Genomic DNA, 19747 nt, shown 5'->3' with positions numbered 1-19747 from the left:
GTCACCCAGCAGAACGCGGCGATGGTGGAGGAATCCACTGCCTCTGCGCACATGATGCGCACCGATGCCGGCGCGCTCAGCGAAACCGTCGGCCGTTTCGTCACCGGCTCCGATACCCGGTCACCGGGCGCCACACGGCCGGAGGCCGCAGGAGGGCGAACACGGGCCGCCTGACATGACCAACGCGCGGGGCGGGCTGTCATGTCACGACGCCAAATGCGGCAAACGCCGTCCGCCTCGCTGCAAACGGCCCAAGAAATGTGCAAATGCCGCACTCTGTCACCTGCTTGCGGCAAAGATCGGCGGATTGCGCCCTGTCGGCATCTGCGGGTTTACATCGTCTCCCTGGACGGCTTCTCTGGCTTGAGGACAATCAGACCTTGGGACAGACGGAAACATCATGGCGATCACCGCGAGCATCCGGCATCTTACGCACTACAAGTACGACCGCCCGGTGAACTTGTCACCGCAGATCATCCGGCTTCGACCTGCACCGCATAGCCGGACCCGGGTGATCAGCCATTCGCTGAAGGTCTCTCCCGAGGGGCACTTCGTGAACCACCAGCAGGACATCTATGGCAACTGGCTGGCCCGGTTCGTCTTTCCGGAGCCGGTGACGGAATTCCGGATCGAGGTCGACCTGGTGGCCGACATGACGGTCTACAACCCCTTCGATTTCTTCGTCGACGATGTCGCCCGCGAATGGCCCTTCGAGTACCCCGAGGAAATAGCCCCCGACCTGGCAGTCTATCGCAAGACCGAACCTCTGACGCCCTTGCTGAAGAAATGGGTCGAAAGCGTCCCACGCGAGAAACAGGTCACCATCGACATGCTGGTGGAATTGAACCGCCAGCTGGAACAAGAGACAGAATACCTGATCCGGATGGAACCCGGTGTGCAGACGCCCGAGGAAACGCTGGAAAAGAAATCCGGCTCCTGCCGCGATACCAGTTGGCTGCTCATCAACATCCTGCGCCACTTGGGCTTTGCCACGCGGTTCGTCTCTGGTTACCTGATCCAGCTGAAACCGGACCTCGAGGCATTGGACGGGCCGTCGGGCACGGATCACGACTTCACCGACCTTCACGCCTGGTGCGAGGTATACCTGCCCGGTGCGGGCTGGGTGGGGCTGGACCCGACAAGTGGATTGCTGACTGGGGAAAGCCACATCCCGCTGGCGGCCACGCCGCATTACAGCAACGCAGCGCCCATCGTGGGCGGCTTCAGCGGCCATAAGGACACCAAGACCGATTTCGACTTCGAAATGGAGGTGCACCGCGTCGCCGAACATCCGCGTATCACCAAGCCTTTCTCGGAAGAAAGCTGGGAGGCGCTGGATGCGCTTGGGCAAAAGGTGGATGCCGAGATCGAAGCGCAGGACATGCGCCTGACGATGGGCGGTGAGCCGACCTTTGTCTCGATCGACGATTTCGAAAGCGCGGAGTGGAACACCGCCGCCGTCGGCCCGCAGAAACGCGCCTTGGCCGACGACCTGATCCGGCGTCTGCGTGATCGGTTCGCCCCCGGTGGTTTCCTGCATTTCGGGCAGGGCAAATGGTATCCGGGCGAAACCCTGCCGCGCTGGACCTTCTCTTTGTATTGGCGGCGGGACGGCAAGCCGGTCTGGAAGAACCTCGACCTGGTGGCCAAGGAAACCGCCAGGGGCGCGACCGCCGCGGATGCCGAGGCCTTCATGACCGGTTTCGCCAAGGCGCTGGAGATCGGCACGGAATATGTCCAGCCGGCGTTCGAGGACCCGGCGGTCTGGATCCTGAAAGAGGCGGAACTGCCGGAAAACGTCACGCCCGAGGATTCGCGGCTCAAGGACCCCGAGGCACGCGCCCGCATCGCCCGTGTCTTTGAGCGTGGGTTGGACAAGCCGGCCGGTTTCATCCTGCCGATCCAGCGCTGGCAGTCGCGGGCCTTTGGCCGGGGCTGGCGGTCGGAACGCTGGCGGACGCGCCGCGGCCACCTGTTCCTGATCCCGGGCGACAGCCCCGTGGGGTTCCGCCTGCCTCTGGGCACGCTGCCCTTTGTCGGCCCGTCGGCCTATCCCTATGTCTATCCGGCGGACCCGACCGTCCCGGTCGAGGACCTGCCCGATTTCCACGAGATGGACGACAAGCGCCAGGCGCTGTTCGAGGAACTGCGCAAGATTGCTCAGGAAGAGCGGGACACGCTGCCACGGACGACACCTGGCCGCGAACAGCCTGTGTCGCGCCTGCGGGCCGGCGAACCTGCCGAGGTGCAGCGCGAACAGGCGGTCACGCCCGAGGGCGGCGTTGTCCGGACCGCCATCGCGGTTGAGCCGCGCGACGGCAAGCTGTGCATCTTCATGCCGCCGGTCGAGATGCTGGAGGACTACCTCGAACTGATCTCGACCGCCGAGCAGACCGCCGAGGCCCTTGGCCTGCCGCTGCATATCGAGGGGTATACGCCGCCGCATGACTCGCGTCTGAACGTCATCAAGGTGGCGCCGGACCCGGGCGTGATCGAGGTCAACGTGCACCCCGCCTCCAGCTGGAAGGACTGCGTCGACATCACCAGCGCCGTCTACGAGGAGGCGCGCAACAGCCGCCTGGGCGCTGACAAGTTCATGATCGACGGCAAGCACACGGGCACGGGCGGCGGCAACCACGTCGTCGTCGGCGGCGCCACCACGATGGATTCGCCGTTCCTGCGGCGGCCGGACCTGTTGCGCTCGCTGATCCTCTACATGCAGCGGCACCCCTCGCTCAGCTACCTGTTCTCGGGCACCTTCATCGGCCCGACCAGCCAGGCGCCCCGTATCGATGAGGCGCGGCATGATACACTCTACGAGCTGGAAATCGCGCTGAGCCAGATCCCCGATCCCTCGGAAGGGGAGCCACCCCAGCCCTGGCTGGTGGACCGGCTGTTGCGCAATATCCTGATCGACGTGACCGGGAACACCCACCGGGCCGAGATCTGCATCGACAAGCTCTATTCCCCGGACGGGCCGACCGGGCGGCTGGGGCTGGTAGAGTTCCGCGGCTTCGAGATGCCGCCGGATGCCCGGATGAGCCTGGCGCAACAGGTGCTCTTGCGCGCGCTTCTGGTGCGGCTGTGGAAATCGCCGGTCAAGGGCAAGCCGGTGCGCTGGGGCACCACGCTGCACGACCGTTTCATGCTGCCGGAATTCGTCTGGCAGGATTTCCTGGACGTGCTGCGCGACCTCAAGGAACACGGCTTTGACCTGCGCCCCGAATGGTACGAGGCGCAGCGGGAGTTCCGCTTTCCCTTTGCCGGGGAAATCGAGGTCGAGGATGTCCACCTGGAGGTGCGGCAGGCGCTGGAGCCCTGGCACGTCCTGGGTGAGCGCGGCGCGATTGGCGGCACCGTACGCTACACCGATAGTTCGGTGGAGCGGATGCAGGTGCAGCTGACCGCGCTGGACCCCAGCCGCTATGTCGTCTGCTGCAACCAGCGGCAGGTTCCGATGCACGGGACCGGCACCAGCGGGCGCAAGGTGGGCGGCGTGCGGTTCAAGGCCTGGCAACCGGCCGAGGCGCTGCACCCGGTCTTGCCGGTCAATGCGCCGCTGGTCTTCGACATCTTCGACACCTGGTCGGGCCGGGCGATCGGCGGCTGCACCTATCATGTGGCGCATCCCGGCGGGCGCAGCTATGATACCTTCCCGGTCAACACGAACGAGGCCGATGCCCGCCGCCTGGCGCGTTTCCAGAAATGGGGGCATACGCCCGGAACCTATTGGCCGGCGACTGAAAACCCGCACCCGGAGTTCCCGATGACCCTGGACCTGCGGCGCGCGCCCTGGATCTGACATGGGCGAAACCGGCGCCGTCACGCCGGCGCGCAAGGCGCCACTGGACCATTATCTGCCACCCAAGGGGGTGGCAGATGAGCTTTTGCGCCCTGATGGAACGCTGCGCCCGGTCTGGAAGCCGATGATCGACCACCTGGCCGGGCGCAATCCGGACCAGGTGAACCAGGACTTTGCCCGCGGCGATCTGTATCTGCAGGATGCGGGCGTCTACTATCGCCAGTACACGGGCGACGAATCCGCCCTCCGGGACTGGCCGCTGAGCCATATCCCCGTCATCATCGGCGAGACCGAGTGGAGCAAGCTGGCCGAAGGCATCGCCCAGCGGGCGGAACTTCTGGAACGCACGATGGCCGATCTCTATGGCCCGGCGACGCTGGTCAAGCGGGGCATCCTGCCGCCCCAGCTGGTCGCGCGCAACCCGGAATGGTTGCGCCCTATGGTGGGGATCAAGCCGCGCTCTGACCACTACCTGTATTTCCTGGCCTTCGAGATCGGACGCTCTCCGGATGGCAGCTGGCTGGTGCTGGGGGACCGCACGCAGGCGCCCTCGGGGGCGGGGTTCGCGCTGGAAAACCGGATGGCGACGCTGCGGGTTTTCAACGATCTCTACCAGGAGACGAATGTTCACCGGCTGGCGGCCTTCTTTCGCACCTTCCGTGACAGGCTGACCCAGCTGCGCGGCCCCGAGCAGGGGCAGGTGGCGATCCTGACGCCGGGGCAAAACACCGACACTTATTTCGAACACGCCTATATCGCGCGCTACCTGGGCTTCCTGTTGCTGGAGTCCGAGGACCTGGTCAGCGTCGACGGCAAGCTGATGGTGCGCACGATCAGCGGGCTGGAACCCGTCAGTGTGCTCTGGCGGCGGCTGGACTCGCGTTTTGCCGATCCGTTGGAGCTGGACGAAAGCTCTGCCCTGGGCACGCCGGGCATGGTGGGCACGCTGCGGTCTGGCGCGGTGACGATGCTCAATTGCCTGGGCTCGGGCGTGCTGGAGGCGCGGGCGCTGATGGCCTTCATGCCGCGCATCTCCGAGGCGCTGATGGGCGAGCGGCTGAAACTGCCCAACATCGCCACCTGGTGGTGCGGACAGGCCAGCGAGCGTGCCTATGTGGGCGAAAACCTGGAACGCATGATGATCGGCCCGGCGCTCTCGACGCAGCTGCCGTTCGAGATCGACAGTTCCACCGCGCTTGGCGGGCGCTTCCGTGACAATGCGCGTGGCCCGGTGCGCGACTGGCTGGACAAGAATGGCGGCGCGCTGGTGGGGCAACAGGCCGTGACGCTGTCGACCACCCCTGCGATGATCGACGGCAAGCTGATGCCACGGCCGATGGTGGTGCGCGTCTTTGCCGCCCGCACAAAGGACGGCTGGACGGTGATGCCCGGCGGCTATGCCCGCATCGGCCGGACAGAAGACCCAACGGCGCTGGCGATGCAAAGCGGCGGTTCGGTGGCGGATGTCTGGGTGGTCAGCGACGCGCCCGTGTCCACCGAGACGCTGTCGGGTCAGCAGCCGGGGCCGTTCATCCGGCGGATGCCCGGGCGGTTGCCCGCGCGCGCGGCGGACAACCTGTTCTGGCTGGGCCGCTACGTCGAACGGGCCGATTTCACCGCGCGGACCCTGCGCGCCTATCACCTGCGGCTCGAGGACAACGGCGGCACGCCGATGCCCGTCTTCGACCAGCTTGGTCGCTATCTAGAGGGGCGTGGGCTGTACCTGGCGGAACCCTTGCCGGATCTCTTTCTGAACCTGTTGGAACGGGCGCGCGGCTGTGCCAGCAAAGTGCGCGACCGGTTCTCTGATGACGGCTGGTACGCGCTGGACGAGCTGGAAGGGGCGGCGCGTGACCTCGCGGGGGCAGTCGACCACGGCGATGCGACGGGCCGCGCCCTGAGCCAGCTCCTTCGCAAGCTGGCCGGTTTCGCGGGCCTCGTGAACGACAACATGTTCCGCTTTTCCGGCTGGCGCTTCATGTCGATGGGGCGGGCGCTGGAACGCGGTGTCCAGATCTCGGACCTGCTGGCGGTCTTTTCCGCCAGCGGTGCGGCGCAGGGCAGCCTGGATGCGGCGCTGGAAATCGGTGACAGCGTCATGACCCACCGCCGCCGCTACTCGGTCGAGACGAACCGGAACACGGTGGTTGACCTGCTGGCGCTGGACCCGGAAAACCCGCGCTCGGTGATCTACCAGGCCGGGGTCTTGCTGGATCAACAGGCGAAACTGCCCCGGCCAGGCAAGTCCAGCCAGCTGACAGAGGTCGGGCGCCGCATCCTGCGGGTGCACACCGATCTGTCCGTCGCCACACCCGAGGTGCTGGACAGCGCCGCGCTGGCGAAACTGGCCGATGATCTGCAGGCGGTGTCGGATGCGATCCACACCCAGTACATGGGGTAGGGGATGCTTTACGACGTGACGCTTTCGGTTCGCTACGCCTATGCACTCTCCGCAGCGGCGGCACGGATGCACCTGCGGATGATGCCCGGCAACGGGCCGGCGCAGCGCCTGGTGTCGGGGCTGTTGCAGGCCGATCCCGCGCCGGCCTTTCGCCGTGACCGGGTGGATTTCTTTGGCAACGCGCTGACCGAGATGGCCTATGACGCGCCGCTGGACACGGTCGATTTCCGGTTCACCGGCCGCATCCGGCGGGACGACCTGCCCAAGGAACTGGACCTGTCCTGTGCCCTGGCGGACATGCGGCGCGAACTGGCCGAGGTGCCCTCGCTGGCGCCCGGCGCACCGCATCATTTCCTGGGCGCCTCGGACCGGGTGGTGCCGGTGCCCTCTATCACCGCGTTTTCGCGCGGCATCACGCGGCTGGACCAGCCGGTGCTGACCGTGGTGGAGGCGATTTCGCGGGCCCTGCACGAAGAGATCACCTTTGACCCGACGGCAACCGATGTGACCACCGACCCGGCCACGGCCTTTGCCAACCGGCGCGGTGTCTGCCAGGACATCAGTCACATCATGATCGCCGCGCTGCGCGGGATCGGCATTCCGGCGGGCTATGTCTCGGGCTTCCTGCGGACCGAACCGCCCGAAGGCCAGCCCCGCCTGGCGGGGGCGGATGCGATGCACGCCTGGGTCCGGGCCTGGTGCGGAAACGAGGTCGGCTGGATCGAGATCGACCCGACCAACGACATGCGCGTCGGCGCCGACCATATCAGCGTGGCCATCGGGCGGGATTATGCGGATGTGGCGCCGGTCAAGGGATCGTTGCGCAGCTCGGGGTTTCACAGCACCCGCCACAGTGTTGATGTGATCCCGGTTGTGGAGCGGACCCCGGTCGAGGCGGTCGGCCGCAGCAATACCGACTAGGCCGTGCCCGGAGGCGGTTCAGACCACGGGGCTGTCTCCGTAGGTGACGACATCCTGGCTGCCGTCGTCCCAGATCGTCACCCGCTCGACCAGCGCGCCGCTGGCGTCGTAGGTCTCTGTCGCGCTGGTCCAGGCATAGGCATCCTGCGTATCGGTCAGGACCGAGCTGCTGCGGACACCGTCGGCATAGTCGATCTCGTGCACGCGGCCGTCGTCGTAGGTGTTCGTCTGGCTGTCGAGCTGGCCTTCGGCATCCCAGGTGCGCGCGATCGAGGACCAGACGAAGTCATCCGCGCCATCGGTCAGGAGGTGCGAGACCATGCGCCCGCCGTCAAAGCCGATCTCGACCTGGCGCCCGTCGTCGAATGTCATCTGCCGCGCGGTACGAGCGCCCGTGGCGGTGTCGTAGAAATCGCTGTAGCTGGCCCAGCTTGCGACGTCGCCGGCATCCGTCATGTGGATCGCCGAGCGCGCGCCCCCGGTGTAGACGATCTGCTGGACGCGACCATCGTCATAGGTGTTGGTCTGGTCGGTCAGTACGCCGGCGCCGTCGTAGACCCGTTCGATGGTGTGCCAGCCATAGACGTCTCCGCCATCCGTCACCAAGGAACTGGTGCGCGCGCCGTCCGCGTCGAAATGGGTCTCGACCAGCTTGCCGCCGTCCCAGGTGATGCCATTGTAGATCCGTGCCCCGCTGGCGTCGTAGCCATCGGTGTAGCTGTCCCAGGCATAGACGTCGGCGCTGTCGGTCATGGTCGAGGAGGTGCGCAGCCCATCCGAGTAGAAGATCTCCAGCACCCGGCCGTTGTCATAGGTGTTGGTCTGTTTCGCCCATTGGCCGGTCGCCGTGAAATCGCGGGCGATCGATTCCCATTCGTGGGTGTCGTCGACGTCGATCTCCAGCGTCGCGGCGGTCAGGTTGCTGCCGGTCTGGTATAGCCGGACAAGGGTTGTCGTGCCGTTGTCCTGCACGGTCCCGAAGGCGCCGTCGGTAAAGCTGAGGGTCTCGACCCCCAAAAGCGTGTCCGTGCCATCGTCGCCGCCATCGGTCAGGTCGATGTCGGTCACGGTCAGTGCGCCGTTCCAGGCCAGGGCAAATCCTTCGGAGGCGCCTTCAAAGACGACCACGTCCACGCCCGCGCCGCCGTCGATGGTGTCGTCGCCTTCGCCGCCCTTGATGGTATCCGCGCCGGCGCCGCTCTGGATGTCGTTCGAGGCGGCGTTGCCGGTGATATGGTCGTCGCCGCTGCCGGTGATGGCGTTCTCGATCACCGCGCCGCGGGCGATGGCAAAGTTGCCCGCGTAGCCGTCGATGTCCGACCAGCTTTCGGGCTCCAGGCTGAGGCGCTGGTCATGCCCGCGCGAGCCGAGGTCGATCACGTCGATGCCGGAACTGTCGAAGATCGCCACCGCCCGGCCCGGCGCCAGGTCCATCCCGGTTGCGGTCAGGTTGGTGTTGTCCCCGTAGACCGTGTTGCCCGTGTGGACGTTGTCAGGGGTGCCGTAAAGGTTCTGGATCGCGAGGATGTCGGCCATCTGCGGCGTCGCCAGGTACATGCCCGATGCGTCGACGTTCGGGTTTTCCCACTGGGCAAAGTAGGACATGATCGACATCTGCCAGCTGTCGTTGGCGTAATGCGCGTCGGTCCCGAAGTCTGCGGCGCCGTTGTAGTTGCCGCCGTGACCCAGCCCAAGCGCGTGGCCGATCTCGTGGATGTAGGTCTGGTAATAGTAGTCGCCGTAGCCTTGCCAACTGGGGTGCACATTGACGAAAGACTGGTCGATCTCGTTCCAGGACGTGTAGACGTAGGAATAGGCGTAGGCGCCGCTTTCGGTGTCGTCGAAGGTGATGTCGGCGGTCCCCGAGGTCAGGGTGAACTGAATCCCCGAAACCGCGGTCCATGCCTCCAGCGCGGCAAGGGCAGCCGTCTGGCCGGCAGCGTCCAGCGCGTCGATGTTGACGGTGATCTCTCCGCCGGCCTGCACGTCGAAGGCCCGCCAGTCACCACCGCCGTTCTGCCAGTAGCCATGCGTCAGTTGATAGGCCACCTGGTCCAGGGTGAAAACCGGCAGGGCGGCCTCCGTGGTTCCGCCGTTTGCGCCCGAAGGCGCCGCCGTCGGCCCGGTCAGGCCGTGACCGTCGTAGATTTCGATGGAAGGGTCGAGGCTTTGGCAGAGAAAGCACATGGGTCAGGTCCTGTCTGTCAGGTGCTGTGGGGCAAGGGGCAGCGGTCGAGAAGGGCTTGGGCAAAGACGTCCAGCAGGGTGCCGGTGATGGCGGCATCGCTGACCGAGAATTCCAGCCTGGGACCGGCACGAAAGGTCCCGTCGACGCTCTCGAACAACAGCTGTGCCCGAAGAACCGATCGGCCATGCACGGTGATCCGTGCCCGGGGACAGGGCACGCCCCGTTCCGCCGCGTGGTGCCGCAACCGTTCACGCAGAAGGCCGGCGAGCTGCGTTTCGCCGGAAGACGTGATGGGACGGGAAGACGATGATTGACGCGCTCCGGCGGGGGCCGGGGGCAGGGCATGGAGGTGCCTTGGGCGGGCGTTCATTGCGGTCTTCCTGTGGCGGTCTAAGGGGCAGCGGACCAGGAGCAGATCGGTCACGGATCGACTTTGGACCGGGGAATTTGAGGTCCGAAGGGCCGGAAAATGTTAATATCGCGTCATTGGTGCGCGTTAAGAAACCGTAAACATTTGCGGCGCGCACTGTTTCCCGAAGCGGCGCTACAGGTCGTCACGCCTTTTCGAAAACTCTTCTTAAAATTGTATCATGAAGCGTCCGTCGATGTCATCCGCCTGCTTGCAGGAACGGGGGCCATGTGCCCCAATCCCGCCCATCGGAAGGAGCGGTGGCGTGCTTGAATTCTCGCATCAGCCGGCCCTTGTGGCCGCCTCGCTGGCGGTGGCGCTGATGGCCGGGTTCAGCGGGCTTTCCCTGACGCGGGGGCCTCGGCCTTGCCGCTGGCCCGGCGCAAGCTCGTGGTAGCAATCGCTGCGGTGGCGCTGGGGGGCGGCATCTGGTCGTTGCATTTCGTGGCCATGCTGGGGCTGCAACTGCCGATCCTCTTCTCCTACGACGGGCTGGCGACGCTGATCTCGGTGCTGATCGCGATCCTGATGGTCGGGCTTGCGTTGTCGATCCTGCATTTCCACGATCGCGGTCCGTTGACGCTGACTCTGGCCGCGGCGCTGGTGCTGTCGGTTGCGGCGATCTGGATCGCCTATGGCAAGCGTACGCGGGGCAGCATCCTGCTGGGGACGCTGGTCTTTGGCCTCTCGGTCTTCGCGGTGCATTTCATCGCGATGGCGGGCACCGGGTTCATCGGTCTGGACGGGGGCGACACCGCCGGGCCCGCCTTGTCGCATTTCGTGCGCGAATGCCTGTCTTTTATGGCTCTGCCGTTGGTTCCGGCGTGGTCAGGGGGAACCGTCCCAGCAGCGGCGCAAGATCGCGGGGAGGGCGTTCACAGATGATACCGGCGGGCTTCGACTATCACAGACCAAGGGACCTGGGCGCAGCCATAGGGCTGTTGCAGGAACACGGGGCGAGGCGCGGGTTATCGCGGGCGGCCACAGCCTTGTGCCGATGATGAAGCTGCGCATGGCGGTGCTGTCGCACCTGGTGAACCTGCGCGACATCCCGGATCTGCAGGGAATCGAGATCGGCGCCGACAGCGTGTCGCTGGGGGCGATGGTCACCCAGGACGAATTGATCGCGCATGCGGGTCTGGGGCAAGCCGTCCCCCTGCTGCGCGAGGCGGCGTTGCAGATCGCCAACCCGCAGGTGCGCTACCCGGGAACACTGGGGGGCAATGTCGCCAACGGCGATCCGGACAACGACATGCCGGGGCTGATGCAATGCCTTGACGCGACCTACCAGGTGACTGGGCCGGACGACCTACGCCAGATCCAAGCGCGGGATTTCTACGAGAGCGCCTATTTCACCGCCCGGGCGGATGACGAGATCCTGACCCGTCTCATGGTCCCGATCCCTGCGGCGGGCACGGGCTATGCCTATGAAAAGCAGAAACGCAAGATCGGCGATTATGCCACCGCGGCGGCGGCGGTGCTGGTCGGCGAGGGTTTTGCCTCGATTGCCATGACCAACCTGGCCGATGTGCCGGTGTGGTCGGCAGAGGCGGGCGTGGCGCCGGCGGCCGGAGACAGGGAGGGGGCCGTCAGCGCCGCGCTCGCAGCCATTGACCCGCAGGAGGACATGCGCGGTCCGGTGGAGTTCAAGAGACATGTGGTGGGCGTCGTGCCGCGCCGGGCCATCGACCGCGTTCTGTCGCGGGTTGTGGGTTGCGGGCTGAGAGGGAGACTGATGAGCAAGATGCACGTCAAGCTGACGGTGAACGGCGCGGCGGTAGAGGGTTTGGCCGAACCGCGCACGCTGTTGATCCACTTCCTGCGCGAGAACCACGGCGTGACCGGCCCGCACGTGGGCTGCGAGACCTCGCATTGCGGGGCCTGCACGGTCGACATGGACGGACGGTCGGTGAAAGCCTGCACGGTCTTCGTGGCACAGGCGCAGGGCGCGGATGTGACCACGGTCGAGGGGCTGGTGAACGCCGACGGATCGCTGTCCGTCCTGCAAGAGATGTTTCGCAAACATCACGGGCTGCAATGCGGGTTCTGCACGTCGGGGATGATCACCCTCGCGCACCGCTTCCTGCAGGAGAACCCGACACCCACCGAGGAACAGGTGCGGTTCGGCATGGCCGGGAACCTCTGCCGATGCACCGGCTACCAGAACATCGTCAAGGCGTTCCTCGCGGCCGCCGAGATGATGGATGGTCAAGACACGGCCTCAAGTACCGAAGGGGTAGGGCAACAAAAGGTGGAGGCCGCGGAATGAAGGACGACGTGCAAAGCCCCGAGGAACGCTCTGCCGGCCTCAAGGGCATGGGTTGCTCGCGCAAGCGGGTGGAGAATGTTCGGTTCACCCAGGGCAAGGGGAATTGCGTCGACGACATCAAGCTGAACGGGATGCTGTTCGGCGATTTCGTGCGCTCGCCCTATGCCCATGCGAAGGTGGTCTTGATCAACACCGAGGAGGCGCTGAAGGTGCCCGGGGTTCTGGCAGTCCTGACTGCCAAGGACCTCGAACCGCTGGGCCTGCACTGGATGCCGACGCTGGCGGGTGACAAGCAGATGGTCCTGGCGGATGGCAAGGTGCTGTTCCAGGGGCAGGAGGTGGCCTGTGTCGTCGCGACCGGCCGCTACGCCGCCGCCGACGGCGTCGAGGCGGTCGAGGTCGAGTACGAGGAACTGCCCGTTGTCACCGATCCCTTCGAGGCGCTGAAATCGGACGTGGTCCTGCGAGAGGACCTCGCGGGCCAGACCGAGGGGGCGCATGGCCCCCGGAAACACCATAACCACATCTTCACCTGGGAGCAGGGGGACAAGGACGCGACCGAACAGGTGCTGGCGGAGGCTGACGTGGTGGCCGAGGAGATGGTCTATTACCACCGCACCCATCCCTGTCCGCTGGAGACATGCGGCTGCGTGGCCTCGATGGACAAGCTGACGCTTTACGGCACGTTCCAGGCGCCGCACGCGATCCGCACGGTCGCCTCGCTGATCTCGGGCATCGCCGAACACGATATCCGGGTGATCTCTCCGGACATCGGCGGGGGCTTCGGCAACAAGGTGGGGGCCTATTCGGGCTATGTCTGCTCTGTATTGGCCTCGATTGTGACCGGTAAGCCGGTGAAATGGGTCGAGGGCCGGATGGACAATCCCATGTCCACCGCCTTTGCCCGGGACTACTGGATGCAGGGCAAGATCGCCGCCACGAAGGATGGCCAGATCACCGGGCTTTGGTGCCACACGACGGCGGATCAAGCGGTTTTGACGCCTGTGCCGATCCCACGAAATTCCCGGCGGGGTTCATGAACATCTGCACCGGGTCCTATGATATTCCCACCGCCCACCTGTCGGTCGACGGTGTCTTTATCAACAAGGCTCCGGGCGGCGTGGCCTATCGCTGTTCCTTTCGCGTCACCGAGGCCGCCTATTTCATCGAGCGCATGATCGAGGTGTTGGCGATCAAGCTGAAAATGGACGCGGCCGAACTGCGCAGGATCAACTTCATCCGCAAGGACCAGTTCCCCTACCAGAGCGCGCTTGGCCGGGAATATGACAGCGGCGACTATCACACCGCATGGGACAAGGCGCTGGCGGCTGTGGGGTATGACGATCTGCGCAAGGAGCAGGCGCAAATGCTGGAGGATTTCAGGGCTGGCAAGACGCGCAAGCTGATGGGCATTGGCCTGACCCATTTCACCGAGATCGTCGGCGCCGGGCCGGTCAAGAACTGCGATATCTTTGGCCTCGGCATGTTCGACAGCTGCGAGGTCCGCATCCACCCGACCGGCAGCGCCATCGCGCGGCCGGGCACGATCAGCCAGGGGCAGGGGCACGCGACGACCTTTGCCCAGATCATCGCCTCCGAGATTGGCCTGCCGGCGGATGACATCACGCTGGAAGAGGGGGACACGGATACCGCGCCTTACGGGCTTGGCACCTATGGCTCGCGCTCGACACCTGTCGCAGGGGCGGCAACGGCGATGGCCGCGCGCAAGATCCGCGCAAAGGCCCAGATGATCGCGGCCTACCTGCTGGAGGTGCATGACGGCGACGTTGAATGGGACGTGGATCGTTTCGTGGTCAAGGGCGACGAGAGTCGCTTCAAGACAATTAAGGAGATCGCCTTCGCCAGCTACAACAAGGCGATTCCGGGGCTGTAGGCGGTCAGCTACTTTGATCCGCCCAACATGACCTATCCATTCGGCGCCTATATCTGCGTGATGGAGATCGACGTGGATACCGGCGAACATGAAGTGCGCCAGTTCTACGGGCTGGACGACTGCGGCACGCGCATCAACCCGATGATCATCGAGGGGCAGGTGCATGGTGGCGCGACCGAGGGTTATGCCATCGCGATGGGACAGGAGATCGCCTACGACGACATGGGCAACCACAAGACCGCGACCTTGATGGATTTCTTCTTGCCGACATCGTGGGAGACGCCGACCTACCAGGCCGATCACACGGTCACGCCCTCGCCGCATCATCCGATCAGGGACAAGGGCGACGGCGAAAGCCCCAACGTGGGGTCCGTGCCCTGTTTCTCGAAGGCCGTTCACGATGCTTTTCGGCCCTTTGGCCTGACGCAAAGCCACATGCCGGACGATCACTGGCGGGTGTTGAAGATCGAGCGGAACCTTGGGCTGCACCGGTGAGCGAGGAGGCGATACGGGACGACACCTGAAGACAGGCTTGCAGACCTGGGATTGACGCTGCCCGCGCCGGTCAAGCTGCCGGAAGGGGTGCACCTGCCGTTCTCTCTGATCACGGTGCGCGGCGACAGGGTGCTGGTGTCGTGGCATCCGGCGCAGGACAGGACGGGTCGGCTGATCGGTCCCTATGGCCAGCTGGGCCGCGACCTGGCCACCGAAGAGGGCTATGAGGCCGCCCGGGCCGTGGCGCTGTCGGTCATGGCCAACCTGCGCGACAGGATCGGCCCGTTGGAACGGGTGGCGGGCTGGACGCGGGCCACGCCATCTACGCATGGAACTACCAAAGGCAATTGCTTGCAATCCGGGCCGAGGGTACGGGCGAAGAGGCGCTTTTCACCGAGAAATTCCTGCTGCAAAGTCCCTTGCTCGATCCCATCCGGCAGGAGGTGCCGCTTGTCCTGCTGATCGACGAGATCGACCGCGCGGATGAGGAGTTCGAGGCTTACCTGCTGGAAATCCTGTCGGAATTCCAGATCACCATACCGGAACTGGGCACGATCTCTGCCCGGTCGCGGCCACTCGTCATCCTGACTGCCAATGGCACGCGCGAGTTGTCGGACACGCTGCGTCGGCGGTGCCTTTACGCATATGTCGACTATCCCGACCGGGACACGGAACTGGCGATCCTGTCCCGCCGGGCACCGGGGATCGAGGCGCGGCTGGCGCGGCAGGTCATTGCCGTCGTGCAGGCCCTGCGGCAAGAGGATCTGGAAAAGAAACCGGGCATCGCCGAGATGCTGGACTGGGCCGCCGCCTTGTCCGGTCTGGGGATCAACGACCTGGCCGCCGCTCGCGCCGCCGCAAGCGGGCGCTGCGGGGGCAGGAACCCGATATGCGGCGCCTGATGCGCGCCAGTCTTGCGCGTGGGGGCGAACCGCTGAACCTGCCGCGCTTAACCCGCCCGGACCGGCCCGTGCCGATCGTGGCGCTCTGCGATGTCAGCGGGTCGATGACGGTCGTGTCCCGCGTGTTCCTTGCTTTTCTCAAGGGCCTGATCGGCGCCGACCTGCATGGGGACGCCTACCTGTTTCACCCCCGACTGATGCGGATCACCGATGCGCTGCGCGACCGGGACATGCTGCGCGCGGCCGGGCGGCTCAGCCTCATGGCCGAGGGCTTTGGCGGCGGCACCGACATCGGCGGGGCGCTGCGCACCTTCAATCGGGGGTATGCTGCGCGGGCGCTGAACGGCCGGACAGCCGTGCTGATCCTCAGCGACGGCTATTGCACCGGCCCGCCAGAGGCGGTGGCCGAGGAGCTGGCGCGGTTGCGGCGGCGGACGCGGCGGATCGTCTGGCTGACGCCGCTGCCCGCCAATACCATCGCGGCGCTGGAACAGGACCTGGCAAGGCTTTGAGGGAGCAGGAGATGGACGGTTTCGACAGGATCGCGGACCTGCGGGCAAGGGGCCGCCCATTCTGCGCGGCGGCCGTCGTACGCACCGCAGAGGTCACTTCGGCCCGGCCTGCCGCTAAGGCGGCAGTGACCGAGACAGTTGAGCTGATCGGCCACTTGGGCGGCGCCTGCGTGACGCGGGCGGTGCAAAAGGCCGCGGCTGAGGCGCTGACCCAGGGCTGCCCCCAGGTGATCCGGGTCAAGCCGAAGGACAAGGTCGTCGCCTTGCGCGACACGGACGGCACGCGGGTCTACAAATGCGCGTGCCCCTCGGGCGGGACCGTCGAACTGCTGATCGAACCCTATGCGTATGCACCGATGCTCTGCATCCTTGGCGACACGCCCATCGCGCGGTCCGTCGCGGCGCATGGGGCGCTGGCCGGCTACCGGATCGCCCTGCGGGAGGAGGTGCCGTTCGACGGCACCTGCCTGCGCTTCGAGGGAGCCGACCTGGAGGCCCAGGAGAGAGCGGCGGGCAACGTGACGATGGTGGCTTCGCGCCGAAAGGCGGCCGTGCTGTGCAAACGCCTGCTGGAAGAGGGGATGTGCGGCGAACGGGCCGGACGGCTCAAGGCGCCCGCCGGGTTGGACATCGGCGCGATTGAACCCGGTGAGATCGCGCTGTCGATCCTGGCCGAGGTTGTCATGTGGCGACACCGTCACCGTCTGGCAGGGGCCGCCCGCACTGGTCTCAGCTGACCTCAGCCAGCAAAGGGATGCGGGCCGGACCAGTCGCCCAGCGGCAAGAGATGACTGCGGATGCCCTCGGGTCCGGCGTCTCGGACCCCAGCGCACCATGCGGTGCGCCCGTCATCTGCGTGTCCAGCCCGAACACGCAAACGCCGCCAAGGTCACACCGCCAGCGGATCGCGCCGACGCGGATGCCCGCAACCGTACGTTCCAGCGCCGCGCCGGTGTCGACGACACCATAGGCCAGTGAGCCGGCGGTCAGGACATGGGGATCGGTGATCTGAAGGATGCGGGGCATGTCCCTCTCTCGTTGCTCCGGCCAGTCTTTTCGACGGGCGGGTTCGCCGCAAGGGGCAGCGGCCCTCTCTTGCATGGGCGCGGTGTGACGCGCTGGCCATTTGGGCAGAAGCGCGGAGCGAGACCCCATGCTGGACATCCTGGCACACCGAACCTCACGGCATCTTTTCCTGGCGCAGGTCGTCGCCCTATTGGGGACGGGGCTGGCAACCGTGGCGCTGGGGCTGTTGGCCTTTGACCTGGCGGGCGACAGCGCGGGCATGGTGCTGGGCACGATCTTTACCATCAAGATGGTGGCCTATGTCGGGATCGCGCCGGTGGCAGGGGCCTTTGCCGACCGGGTGAACCGGCGGGCGCTGCTGGTTGGCCTGGACATGCTGCGCGCAGCGGTGGCGCTGTGCCTGCCTTTCGTGACCGAGACCTGGCAGATCTACGCGCTGGTCTTTGTCCTGCAATCGGCCTCGGTCGCCTCTACCCCGACCTTCCAGGCCACGATCCCGGACGTGCTGCCCGACGAGGCGCGCTATACCCGTGCCTTGTCCCTGTCGCGGCTGGCTTACGACCTGGAAAACATCGTCTCGCCCACGCTGGCGGCGCTGTTGCTGGCGGTGATGAGCTACAACCTGCTGTTCCTGGGCACGGTCGCAGGCTTTGCCGCCTCGGCGCTGCTGGCGGCGGTCTGGCTGGGCGTCGGGCTGGGCTACTCGGCGGTGCTGACGCCCTCGGGGCGGCTGTTGAAACGGTCCGCCCATCCCGAGGATCGTCCGGCGGTCTTTGCCGCGCAATTCGCGCTCAGCCATGCCTGCTGGCTGCTGACCTATCCCTTGTCGGGGTGGCTGATGACCGCCCTTGGCACGGTGCCGGCGCTCATCGGGCTGGCGGTGCTGGGGGCGGTCGGGCTGGTCGCGTCGCTGCGGCTCTGGCCCGGGGGCGATCCGGTGGAGGTGCCGCACCGGCATGACAACCTGCCGCTGGTTCACCCCCACCTGCAGGGCCACCGGGAACATTTCCACGCGCTGGTGATCGACGATCAGCACCCGCGATGGGGCGCCAAGTTCTGACCTTTCCACGCTAAATCGCTATAGCAAGAATTCATGCCCTCCGCGCCTTTCGAATTGGCCGTTTGCCGTCAAAGAGAGCAGGCTGTGCGCCACAAGCGGAGGAGGAACAGACGGCATGAGCGGGAACAAGACGGCGCTGGTGATTTCGGCCCATGCGGCGGATTTCGTCTGGCGGTGTGGTGGCGCGATCGCCCTGCATGCAGAGATGGGATACGAGGTGACTGTGGCCTGCCTGTCCTTCGGGGAAAGGGGCGAAAGCGCACGGCTCTGGAAGGAAGGCAAGAGCCTGCAGGAGGTGAAGGACATCCGCCGGGGCGAGGCCGAGGCGGCGGCCGAGGCGCTGGGGGCGCATGACCTGGTCTGCTACGATCTTGGCGATTATCCCCTGCACCTCGAGCGGGAGGACAAGTTCGCGCTGGTGGACCTGATCCGCAAGGTTCAGCCGAACTTCATGATGAGCCATTCGCAATACGACCCCTACAACACCGACCATATGTACATGACCCAGATCGCGCTGGAGGCCCGCATGGTGGCGCAGGCATGGGGGCACAATCCGGGCGAAAAGGTGCTGGGCGCGCCGCAACTATACCTCTTCGAGCCGCACCAGACCGAGCAGATGGGATGGAAACCGGATGTCTTCCTCGACATCACGCCGGTCTGGGAGAAGAAGCGCGCGGCTATGGAAGCCATGCAGGGCCAGGTCCACCTCTGGGACTATTACACCCGCGTCGCACAGCAACGTGCCAACCATTTCAAGCGCAACTCGGGCGGCCAGTCCGGCGGGCGCGACTGCCAGTATGCGGAAGGTTTCCAGTCGATCTTTCCCCGCACCGTGGATGAGCTGTGAGGGCGGTCATGACAGAGCCAACCAATCCCAACTTCGACATCGCGCACCTTGGCCATGTCGAGATCTATACCGACAGGTTCGACGAGAGCCTGGATTTCTTCACGCGGGTCTTCGGGCTGAAGCTTTCGGGGCGCGAGGGGGATAGCGCCTATCTCCGCGCCTGGGACGATTACGAGTTCCACTCGATGAAACTCACCGCGCATGAGACGACCGGCGTGGGCCATGTTGCCTATCGCTGTTCCTCGCCCGAGGCGCTGGCGCGCCGGGTCGCGGCCGTCGAGGCCTCTGACTACAAGGTGCTGGGCTGGACAGAGGGCGACATGGGCCACGGGCCGTCCTTCCGGTTCGAGGATCCCTTCGGCCATGTCTTCGAGCTCTACTGGGAGACGGTGAAATATCAGGCCCCGCCCGAGGATGCCTCGGCGCTCAAGAACCTCTCCAGCCGGTTTCACGCGCAGGGGATCTCGCCCCGGCGGATCGACCATGTGAACCTTCTGGGTGAGGACGTGTCCGAGTTCCGCCGCTTTGTCGAAACCTGCCTCGGCCACCGGGTGACGGAACTGATCCAGCTGGACAACGGGCGGATGGGCGGTTGCTGGTTCACCTGCAACAACAAGACCTACGATCTTGTCTGTTCCGAGGAGCGAGGCGGCGGGCAGAAGCGCCTGCATCATGTGACTTACGCCACCGACCAGCGTGAGGACATCCTGCGCGCCGCCGACATCTACCTGGAAAATGGCGTCCACATCGAGACCGGCCCGCACAAACACGCGATCCAGGGGTCCTTCTTCCTTTATGCCTGGGAACCGGCGGGCAACCGGATCGAACTGGCCAATGCCGGCGCGCGGCTGATGCTGGCCCCCGACTGGGAGCCGGTGGTCTGGACCGAGGCGGACCGCAAGAAGGGCCAGGCCTGGGGGCTGAAGACCATCGAGAGCTTCCACACGCATGGCACGCCGCCTGTCGAACGGTAGGTCGGGGCTGCGCCCCGTTTGGGGTATTTTGACCAAGAAGAAACAGG

At 65.7% G+C, this 19747-nt stretch carries 14 protein-coding genes and 3 pseudogenes; 14 read left to right on the top strand and 3 right to left on the bottom strand.

Going from position 1 to position 19747, the window contains the following annotated elements; translation table 11 throughout:
* Positions 1-400 precede the first annotated feature (400 nt).
* The 3 genes from PVW46_RS04885 to PVW46_RS04875 are packed head-to-tail and all read left to right on the top strand — an operon-like array spanning position 401 to position 7124.
* Complete coding sequence (locus PVW46_RS04885) at positions 401-3802, top strand: transglutaminase family protein (RefSeq protein ID WP_069211663.1); 3402 nt, start codon at positions 401-403, stop codon at positions 3800-3802.
* A 1-nt stretch (position 3803) separates the two neighbouring features.
* Positions 3804-6203, top strand: a complete 2400-nt coding sequence (locus PVW46_RS04880) for a circularly permuted type 2 ATP-grasp protein (RefSeq protein ID WP_069211664.1) — start codon at positions 3804-3806, stop codon at positions 6201-6203.
* 15 nt (positions 6204-6218) lie between these two features.
* Positions 6219-7124, top strand: a complete 906-nt coding sequence (locus PVW46_RS04875) for a transglutaminase family protein (RefSeq protein ID WP_338020519.1) — start codon at positions 6219-6221, stop codon at positions 7122-7124.
* A gap of 18 nt (positions 7125-7142) precedes the next feature.
* Here PVW46_RS04875 and PVW46_RS04870 read toward each other — a convergent pair whose 3' ends face one another.
* Together PVW46_RS04870 and PVW46_RS04865 are read right to left on the bottom strand one after the other, a co-directional pair.
* On the bottom strand, positions 7143-9311 hold the full coding sequence (locus PVW46_RS04870) for a M10 family metallopeptidase C-terminal domain-containing protein (protein ID WP_069211666.1): 2169 nt from the start codon (positions 9309-9311) through the stop codon (positions 7143-7145).
* 17 nt (positions 9312-9328) lie between these two features.
* Positions 9329-9529 (bottom strand): hypothetical protein, encoded by a 201-nt coding sequence (locus PVW46_RS04865; protein WP_139132453.1) that lies wholly within the window; start codon positions 9527-9529, stop codon positions 9329-9331.
* A gap of 457 nt (positions 9530-9986) precedes the next feature.
* Here PVW46_RS04865 and PVW46_RS28655 point away from each other — a divergent pair, with 457 nt between their 5' ends.
* From PVW46_RS28655 to PVW46_RS04830, 8 genes and pseudogenes are all read left to right on the top strand, one after another.
* Positions 9987-10118, top strand: a complete 132-nt coding sequence (locus PVW46_RS28655) for a hypothetical protein (RefSeq protein WP_338020518.1) — start codon at positions 9987-9989, stop codon at positions 10116-10118.
* Positions 10112-10606: an MHYT domain-containing protein gene (locus PVW46_RS28650; protein WP_338020517.1), complete on the top strand. Its 495-nt coding sequence runs from the start codon at positions 10112-10114 to the stop codon at positions 10604-10606. The genes PVW46_RS28655 and PVW46_RS28650 overlap by 7 nt, the downstream gene beginning before the upstream one ends.
* Positions 10603-11426: pseudogene (locus tag PVW46_RS04855) on the top strand (FAD binding domain-containing protein); the annotation flags it as partial. The gene PVW46_RS28650 and the pseudogene PVW46_RS04855, both read left to right, overlap by 4 nt.
* Before the next feature lie 30 nt (positions 11427-11456).
* Entirely contained in the window at positions 11457-11990 is a 534-nt protein-coding gene (locus PVW46_RS04850; RefSeq protein ID WP_069211700.1) for a (2Fe-2S)-binding protein, read from the top strand.
* Positions 11987-14379, top strand: a pseudogene (locus tag PVW46_RS04845) (aerobic carbon-monoxide dehydrogenase large subunit). Before PVW46_RS04850 ends, PVW46_RS04845 begins: the two are co-directional and overlap by 4 nt.
* Before the next feature lie 299 nt (positions 14380-14678).
* Positions 14679-15224 (top strand): annotated as a pseudogene (locus PVW46_RS04840) (AAA family ATPase); the annotation flags it as partial.
* Between the two features lie 44 nt (positions 15225-15268).
* On the top strand, positions 15269-15793 hold the full coding sequence (locus tag PVW46_RS04835; protein WP_338020516.1) for a VWA domain-containing protein: 525 nt from the start codon (positions 15269-15271) through the stop codon (positions 15791-15793).
* A gap of 11 nt (positions 15794-15804) precedes the next feature.
* Positions 15805-16530, top strand: coding sequence for an XdhC family protein (locus PVW46_RS04830; RefSeq protein ID WP_069211669.1), 726 nt, complete (start codon positions 15805-15807; stop codon positions 16528-16530).
* Here the strand turns inward: PVW46_RS04830 and PVW46_RS04825 are convergent.
* Positions 16523-16819, bottom strand: coding sequence for a hypothetical protein (locus PVW46_RS04825; protein WP_069211670.1), 297 nt, complete (start codon positions 16817-16819; stop codon positions 16523-16525). The genes PVW46_RS04830 and PVW46_RS04825 overlap by 8 nt on opposite strands.
* A gap of 127 nt (positions 16820-16946) precedes the next feature.
* Here PVW46_RS04825 and PVW46_RS04820 point away from each other — a divergent pair, with 127 nt between their 5' ends.
* From PVW46_RS04820 to PVW46_RS04810, 3 genes are all read left to right on the top strand, one after another.
* A complete protein-coding gene (locus PVW46_RS04820; RefSeq protein WP_069211671.1) occupies positions 16947-17879 on the top strand; it encodes an MFS transporter in 933 nt (310 codons plus the stop codon).
* Positions 17880-17994: 115 nt separating this feature from the next.
* The gene (locus PVW46_RS04815; protein ID WP_043145135.1) at positions 17995-18726 is read left to right on the top strand and encodes a PIG-L deacetylase family protein; all 732 of its coding nucleotides are present in this window, start codon (positions 17995-17997) and stop codon (positions 18724-18726) included.
* Between the two features lie 8 nt (positions 18727-18734).
* Positions 18735-19700 (top strand): VOC family protein, encoded by a 966-nt coding sequence (locus tag PVW46_RS04810; protein ID WP_069211672.1) that lies wholly within the window; start codon positions 18735-18737, stop codon positions 19698-19700.
* Positions 19701-19747 lie beyond the last annotated feature (47 nt).

The organism is Mameliella sp. AT18 (assembly GCF_028807275.1).
Lineage (GTDB): Bacteria > Pseudomonadota > Alphaproteobacteria > Rhodobacterales > Rhodobacteraceae > Antarctobacter > Antarctobacter albus.
The sequence above is the reverse complement of the archived record's forward strand: the minus strand, read 5'-3'. Positions and strand labels throughout refer to the sequence as shown.